Here is a 1,855-nt window from a genome sequence, read left to right as displayed (position 1 = left end):
CTATCCCTTAAACCCAATTTTTCACCGCCTCTCTATCGATAAATATCACCAATCAATTCATCCATACCTTCCTCTGTTATGCTATCCATAACCATCATCGTTTCTTTGTGAGCAACTAAAAAAGCCACAAATCCATCAATCTTCTTTTTGGACTGTCTCTTACTTGGCGCTTTCATTCCGTTAATATTTGTTACCACTACAACATTAAGAGCGCAATAAACAAATAAAGGATTGTCTGTAATTAAACGCTTTTCATAAATTAGTATTTCTGAATCGTCAAGCATTGCATTCATAACGTTTGGATACTGATTTACTGCAATGCATTCTAAACCGAGGTTTTCAAGCTTCTCTATTAACTTTTGGGACATTGCTGGATCATAGTTTATTTGTTGTACATCGTACAAATCCATACATTCAACGATATATTCCATAACTTGATCCTGGTCAATCATTTTCCCATCACAAAACGTAGCAAAACCACGTTCAACCATATCTGTATATGGAACATTATCCTCTTTTTCTTTAAAATCAATATTCTCATTAGGAAGGAAATACATCTGTTTTACTTTTATAATTGACCTTCCTTCCTCATCATGTGAAGGGAAATTTAAACTTACGCATGTTAAATCTGTTGTTTTCGATAAGTCCAATCCTAAATAACAAATTTCACCTGTAAGATCACCCAAATCTTCCACAAGAACATGTTGTACTTGATCATGCTCAAAATAATTATCAGCACCATTTACGAAAACATTTAAGTGTTTGGAAAGGAACTCAGCTTTTGAATGTGCAGACTGTTTCGCCTTTTTGAACTCAATTTCAAGTGTTTCCATTGTAACGGAAACACCAATATTCGGGTTAACCATTTCCCAAACTTTACGATCTTCCCAATCATAATTTTTATTTGGCTCCCAGATTGCAACAAACAAAGAATCGTCATCGTCATTTTCCAAAACAAATTTCGCATACTTATAAACACGCATACCGACAGATGAAGCACCCTTACCAGCTGTTGAAATATTAAGCATTATCGGTTGTTCACGAGAAATCTGCGCTGACTTCAAGTTATCATACATGTCCATATTTTCCTGTGCATGGAGCTCGTCATTTAACACAAAATAAGGGTTCTTTCCTTCAAGACCCTTCGTGTTTTTCGTTAATACTTTGAATTTATTTTGATATGCAATTCCATTGATGCTATATCGGTACATAGCACCACTAACTGTTCCATTCACACCTTTATAAATTTGTGTATGCCGTGCCAGAGGTTCGGAGTTCTCTATCGCTTGTGCAATTGGTTCAGCTGCATTTTGCGCTTGTTCATAATCTGATGCCGCACAATAACAATCCGCTCCAAGTTCAAGTTCTCCATACATAGCATAGAGCAATGCACCTGCTGCGATAATAGTTTTTCCGTTCTTCTTTGGCACTTGAACATATGATTCACGAATAACACGGACTGTTTTTCCTTTTTCGTTTTTATGATACCAACCATACATATTCGCAAAAACAAACATTTCCCAAAGCTCTAATTCCATCAATTGACCTGCAAGTGGTCCTTTAACATGACGGATGAACGATTGAACGAAATCTAACATTTCATTCGCTCGATCTACATCAAACCAAATATCTTTACGCTTTTTCCACTTCTTATAACGTTCTACAGCAAGAATGATCGACTTCGGGTACTTCTTTTTATTACGCATGACGTTATTCGCATACTTATCAGCATAGTTAACGCCTGATGTAATAATCATTGGGTTTTCCGCCATTTATTCCGATGAGCTGCTAATTCGTCTTTAGGCTCATTAGATTGAATATTCCCTGCATTTTTAGGTGTCTTTTGTACACTTTT

At 36.1% G+C, this 1,855-nt stretch carries 1 protein-coding gene and 1 pseudogene; both read right to left on the bottom strand.

The window, feature by feature from the left end; translation table 11 throughout:
- Positions 1-32: 32 nt before the first annotated feature.
- Complete coding sequence (locus tag ACQGS6_RS27605; protein ID WP_086411466.1) at positions 33-1,757, bottom strand: terminase large subunit; 1,725 nt, start codon at positions 1,755-1,757, stop codon at positions 33-35.
- Positions 1,754-1,855: pseudogene (locus ACQGS6_RS27600) on the bottom strand (P27 family phage terminase small subunit); the annotation flags it as partial. The pseudogene ACQGS6_RS27600 and the gene ACQGS6_RS27605, both read right to left, overlap by 4 nt.

This window comes from Bacillus sp. GMs2/2 (genome assembly GCF_050172095.1).
Classification (GTDB): Bacteria; Bacillota; Bacilli; order Bacillales; family Bacillaceae_G; genus Bacillus_A; species Bacillus_A cereus.
The sequence above is the reverse complement of the archived record's forward strand: the minus strand, read 5'-3'. Positions and strand labels throughout refer to the sequence as shown.

What these genes read in the sequence shown, in the direction of transcription:
- ACQGS6_RS27605 (WP_086411466.1), bottom strand. Translation starts at nt 1,757, where the DNA reads ATGATTATTACATCAGGCGTTAACTATGCTGATAAGTATGCGAATAAC.